Raw genomic sequence first — 5,478 nt, 5'->3', positions numbered from 1 at the left:
CGAAAGCGGAATGAAGCCGAGGTTGGCGAATTCAAACTCGCGGGTTTCCGGGATCATCACTTCAGAAGGGATCTTGACCTGATTGCCAGTCCCCAAGTCGTACAGATGGATCGGTAACTCCGTGACGGCGCCACCGGACTGCGGCCCACGAATCTGTACGCACCAGCCATTGGTAATGAAGCTTTTGACCATGTTGGCGGCAAAGGCAAAGGACGCATTGGTCCACAGATACTTGTCGTGATCCGGCCCCTTGACGCTTTCGATGTAGTTGAAACTGCGCACGGGCGTGGTGTCGGGCCCATAGGGCAACCGCCCCAGAACGCGGGGCATGGTCAGCCCGATGTAACGTGCATCATCGCTGTCGCGGAAAGCCTTCCATTTGATGTATTCGGCACGGTCAAAGTAGTTGCCGATGTCTTTGATTGCAGCGACCTCTTCCATCGTCGCCTTGCCGAAGAAGGCCGGGCCCACCGAACCCACGAACGGCATATGCGCCGCCGCCGCGACCTTCGAAAGGTTGCGCAGCAAGGCAATGTCCTGCGGGCTGCGGTCAAACTCGTAGCTGGAGATGGCCGCGGCAATCGGCTCACCGCCCGGCGTATCGTATTCCTGGGTATAGGTATGCAGATACAAGCCACTCTGGGCGATTTCCGGTGCGTCCTCGAAATCCTGCACCAAGTGAGCCTTGCTGATATCCAACAGCTCGATACGCACGTTTTGACGGAAGTCCGTTTGCTCAATCAAAGACTTCACACCGCGCCAGGTTGATTCGACGCGCTGAAATTCCGGGTGATGCATAACGGCGTCAAGTTGGCGACTGATCTGCATATCCAACGAGGCAATATGCTCGTCCAATAGAACTTTATCCAGACGCTCTACTTTTTGCGCAGACTGTTTAAGCAACTTCAAAAACACACTCACGGCGGCCGTCACCCGCTCATCGGCCGACACTTCGGACAGGGCCTCGGTATTTTGAAAAACTTCGATACCGCTTAGTTGCGTAACGGGGCTCAAGTTTATTTTATTAAACAGAGCGCCATAAACACCGCTGTACTCTTCAGACAATACTGTAGCGCCGCGCGATTGCACGTCAGACTTCTCTACGGACATGTTTAAACTTCCCTTTAATACAACGGTATAAATTAATGCTCGTCTTGGGGTGCCAGAGCGGCCAACTCGGCGCGCAGTTCGTCACTGAGTGCATCATCCTTGAGGATCCGCTCCAGCTCATGACGAAAGGTCACGTTGTCCAATAGGTTCGATTTAAGATCGCGCAACAGGTTGCGCATGGCCAGCAAGGCGCGTAGCTGTGGAATCTGACGGGCTACCTGCTCTGGCTCGAAGTCCTTCATGCTCTGGAAACTCAGCTCCACAGCGGTGTCGCAGGCTTCATCGGCCAACGTGTTATTGACGGCGAGTCTAAGGCTGGGTGAGAACTCGCCCAGCACGCTATCGAAGTTATTCTTGTTGATGTCGACCTTGCCTCGCTCAGAGAGCGGGCGTTGCTCTTTCCCGTTACTGTAATCGCCCATCACCATTAACTTGAGCGGCAATTCGATTTTTTTCTGAGCACCACCGGTATGCAGGTCCAGTTTGATATTGACCCGGGCCTTGGGCACCTCGTTCTGAAAACTGTTTGTCGCCATAACCTCTCCCTCCAGAGACTTTTTTGCAGCAGCAAATGCTGTTACGAAAATTCAGACTGGAACATATACCTGGAGCTGGCTAAACACGAAATCGACCAACCTCAGCACATAAATTCCTTTTAGAGGTCATAAGCGCTTACAGCGGATTGCGCTTAGTTCCTTCATTTAAAGAATGAAGTATTTCAAGTTTTTTTTGCTAGCCCCCACATGGCGAGAGGGAAGTTTCGACAACGAATTCAAGCAAATTCCTACATACCTGCTTGTTTTACCTACGCCAAGCGATGCAACACACCACTTCAACCTATCCATTTGAATGCAAGCTGCGCTGGCTACACTCAATCAGGAACAGGCGCTGAGATCCGGCAAGATTTACTGCGGATATTTTTGCACTGCTTGGCCGCCCGCTGCCACGTGTTCATTTCGACCGTCAGCGAAAGCGCCGTCTCACAGTCCTGCCAGCTCCGTCCGACAGCCACTTCCGAAAAACTTCACGGTCACGAAAAAGTACGAGCCCATTTCAACGATAAACGCTATTTATGGAGCTGTTTAAGGGCAAGACGCCCATGCCACGTCATGAAGGATTAAGAACATGTTAAACACCGCGTTTTCTACCCCGCTGCGTACCGTTCTCGAAGCATCCCTGCGGTCCCGCAGACTCGACCGAGAGGAAGAGCGATTGGTTCGCTACTATCGTTCATTGTCGGACCAGGATCGTGAAGCGATGCGCTGCCTGCTGTATGCGTTCAAGGTAACAAGCGGTGTGGACACCCGTCCCGTTGAAAAATGACGAAGCTGCCTACGTCACTGCGAACGTGAGAGGCAGGCCCCAGCGATAGCAGATGTCTTGCCGAATGACACGGTGCCGACCGGCATCCTGGAACCGGCCAACTGCCTGGCCGTGGTTTCGTAAGATGTGCCGGGCAATGGGCATCGGCATGTCGGGCGGGCCGCCTTTGGCCTGTTCTTTTACGTGCTGGTTCGTAGCGTCGGCCGCCGAATAATCCAGAACCAGCCAATTGCCATTGCGGACGCCTGTATCCGTTAACACCGGAACGCCAGCGCGTTTTTCTGCATTGGTCGCGCCTCTAGACTGCAAACGTTTCCAATCCTTGCGAGAAATGCCATGACACGTGTCGTCCGGTTCTATGAGTATGGTGATCCCGAGGTTCTGCGGATCGAGGACTTACCGGTTGCCCAGCCAGGCCCTGATGAGGTCCGCATTCGCGTCAAAGCCATCGGTCTCAACCGCGCCGAATCGATGTTCAGGCGCGGCCAGTACCTTGAACAGGCTGAGTTTCCCAGCCGCCTGGGCTACGAAGCTGCCGGGGTTGTCGAGGCCGTGGGCGAGGCCGTAGATGACTTCCATCTAGGTGACTCGGTCAGCCTCGTTCCCCCATCAAGCATCGCCCAATGGGGGACCTATGCCGAGCAGGCGGTCGTGCCGGCGGCAATGCTGGTCCGGCATCCCGACACGCTCAGCATGGAACAGGCTGCTGGAGTCTGGATGCCGTACCTCACAGCCTGGGGCGCCTTGTTGCCCGTGGCCGGGCTGGGCGCGGGGGACTTCGTGCTTATAACCGCAGCTTCGAGCAGCGTCGGCCTGGCCGCCATCCAGATCGCCAACCGCGTGGGGGCGATCCCCATCGCGGTGACCCGTGGCGAGGGGAAGGTGAGCAAACTGCTGGCGGCCGGTGCCGTCCATGTGATTGTCAGCGACGAGGAAGACCTGGCGGCGCGTGTCTTGCAGATTACATCCGGGATTGGCGTCCGGGTTGCCTTCGATCCCGTGGGTGGCCCGGCTATCGAGCAGTTGGCGGACGCCACCGGTCACGGCGGCATCATCATCGAATACGGAGCCCTGAGCAGCGAGCCCTCGCCCTTTCCATTGTTCACCGTGCTGGGAAAAAGCCTCACGCTGCGGGGCTACCTGATGCACGAAGTGGTCAATGATCCCGCCCGGTTTGCCCAAGGCAAGGCCTTTGTAACCAGCGGCCTGGTCGATGGCAGCCTGTCCCCGGTGATCGCCAAAACCTTCGCTTTTGAAGAGATCGTCGAGGCTCATCAGTACCTGGAAGCCGGTGAGCACTTCGGTAAAGTGATCGTCACGCTGGAGGACCGACCATGAAAATGATCAGCCATTGCTGTTCATTGCCCTGAGTTTCATGACGGGGGCCTCTATTTCGTTCATCAACCTGGGCGTTACGCTCGGCGCAACAGCGGGTGGCTGAAACCAGCCGCAAGCGCCCATTGTTGGGCCTCGGTGCCGCTGGCGTCAGCCGAGAAGTTCGAGATTGGGCTTTGCATCGCGACAAAGACGCTCGCGTGCGGTGTCGCGCAGCGTTGGGTGGCTGGTCACCGGCGGCCAGCCAAGCTGCGCTTTAACGATGACAACGGCATCCAGAATTTTCTGCGCCCAGCGTACATCCTGAGGATTAACCACGACGACGCGGAAGCCGTGATCCGCGCCTTCAATCTGCACGCCCTCGGAATCGTCGACGTGCAGGTCGATCTCAAATGCCGGCGGATACTTCGAAGGAGCATTCGACAGCCCATGCCCGGTCAGGGCGCGGTTGTGCAGCACACTGTTAACAACCCCATCGACGCGGATGCCATAGAGCAGCAACCAGCGCCGGATGTAGGACGGTGTGCGGCCTGACGAGGTGTAGACCCAGACACTGCAGCCTTGGCGGCGCAGCTCTCGGATCAGGGAACGTGTGCCGATACGCAACGGCTCACCCAGCCATCGATGCACACAGGCCGGCAGCCAACTCGTTTCGACAGCGCAGTGATGGAGCTGGCAGGCCAGCGTGTCATCGATATCAAAAGAAATACGCATGCGTTGGCGCTTGAACGGGCTCATTGACGGGACATACCGGATGGCCTGCATTACTTGGTAGCCGGACGTTCGGCATTTGGAAAGGAGCAGTGGAAACCCGCGCATCAATGGCCTCCCTGTTGTAGGGACAGCGGCGTGTCACTCAGGAAAAATTTCCTTGGGTCAGGTGCCTGATTCTCCAGGAAAGCTGCATATTTTTTCTTGATCTTGGGCAATTCATATAACGCCTTGACGCCATGTTTGGCCGAGTTGCGTATCACCGAGGAAGGGTTGAAATAGCCCTCGGCATTTTCGAGCGTCAGCACGAACGGCGGCAAACCCGCGCGCATGAGCAGGTAGCTGACGATGAGCGACCCACTGCGGTTGTTGCCTTCAATGAACAATTGCGGCTTGCTGAGGATGCGCACATAGACCCCGGCCGCACGCTTCCAGACTGACTCGCTGCGATATGCACAATACCAATTGAACAAGTCCTTGATACCTCCCTCAACGTTGTTGAAGAAATGCGCCTCGGTTGCCGCAAGGTGCTGAGCATATTCCAGCCGGCGCGCCGGGTCTCGACCGCAAAGGACGGTGGCGTTGATTTCCAGCATCAGGTTCAGTTGATGGAGATCAAACAGGTCAACGCCGCGGGCGACATAGTCGTCAATCAACGCATAGCCTTCAAGCACATTGTGGAGCACTTCGTCGGTCAGGGGATCACGCGGCTCCGTGAAGTGCCGACTAAGTTCGGTGAAGCGGTCCTGCACTTCACGCAATGCGCGTTCAATTGCTGGCAGATCAAGACGATGCGTTACAGGCATTGAAACTCCTTGGAAACTCTAGGTAAGAAATCTACCGGATCACGCCAAGGTCCGTTTGGCGTTTACAAGTATGCGGCCCAGGCCGAACGGTGTGGATCAGCTGAATTTACCGCTGATGTAATCTTCGGTCATTTGCTCGCGAGGTTGTCCGAAAATCTGGGTGGTAGGGCCCATCTCCACCAGATAACCGGTA

6 protein-coding genes and 1 pseudogene are annotated in these 5,478 nt (G+C 56.2%); 2 read left to right on the top strand and 5 right to left on the bottom strand.

The annotated features are described in order from the left end of the window. Both tssC and tssB read right to left on the bottom strand, forming a co-directional pair. Positions 1-1,110 (bottom strand): type VI secretion system contractile sheath large subunit (tssC, locus tag Q1V60_RS01535; protein ID WP_300626904.1); only part of this gene is annotated, 1,110 nt, incomplete at its 3' end. 32 nt (positions 1,111-1,142) lie between these two features. Then, positions 1,143-1,646, bottom strand: a complete 504-nt coding sequence (tssB, locus tag Q1V60_RS01530) for a type VI secretion system contractile sheath small subunit (RefSeq protein ID WP_300626903.1) — start codon at positions 1,644-1,646, stop codon at positions 1,143-1,145. 589 nt (positions 1,647-2,235) lie between these two features. Between tssB and Q1V60_RS01525 the strand changes: the two genes are divergently transcribed. Together Q1V60_RS01525 and Q1V60_RS01520 are read left to right on the top strand one after the other, a co-directional pair. Then, the gene (locus Q1V60_RS01525) at positions 2,236-2,433 is read left to right on the top strand and encodes a hypothetical protein (protein ID WP_300626902.1); all 198 of its coding nucleotides are present in this window, start codon (positions 2,236-2,238) and stop codon (positions 2,431-2,433) included. Positions 2,434-2,769: 336 nt separating this feature from the next. Next, positions 2,770-3,771, top strand: a complete 1,002-nt coding sequence (locus tag Q1V60_RS01520) for a zinc-dependent alcohol dehydrogenase family protein (RefSeq protein ID WP_300626901.1) — start codon at positions 2,770-2,772, stop codon at positions 3,769-3,771. 147 nt (positions 3,772-3,918) lie between these two features. Here Q1V60_RS01520 and Q1V60_RS01515 read toward each other — a convergent pair whose 3' ends face one another. The 3 genes and pseudogenes from Q1V60_RS01515 to Q1V60_RS01505 form a co-directional block, all read right to left on the bottom strand. Beyond that, a complete protein-coding gene (locus Q1V60_RS01515) occupies positions 3,919-4,506 on the bottom strand; it encodes a hypothetical protein (RefSeq protein WP_300626900.1) in 588 nt (195 codons plus the stop codon). An 80-nt stretch (positions 4,507-4,586) separates the two neighbouring features. Further along, the gene (locus Q1V60_RS01510; RefSeq protein WP_300626899.1) at positions 4,587-5,285 is read right to left on the bottom strand and encodes a hypothetical protein; all 699 of its coding nucleotides are present in this window, start codon (positions 5,283-5,285) and stop codon (positions 4,587-4,589) included. Positions 5,286-5,381: 96 nt separating this feature from the next. Then, positions 5,382-5,478, bottom strand: a pseudogene (locus Q1V60_RS01505) (phosphate ABC transporter ATP-binding protein); the annotation flags it as partial.

It is taken from the genome of Pseudomonas sp. (assembly GCF_030147005.1).
Lineage (GTDB): Bacteria > Pseudomonadota > Gammaproteobacteria > Pseudomonadales > Pseudomonadaceae > Aquipseudomonas.
This window is presented reverse-complemented; position numbering and strand designations above follow the sequence as displayed.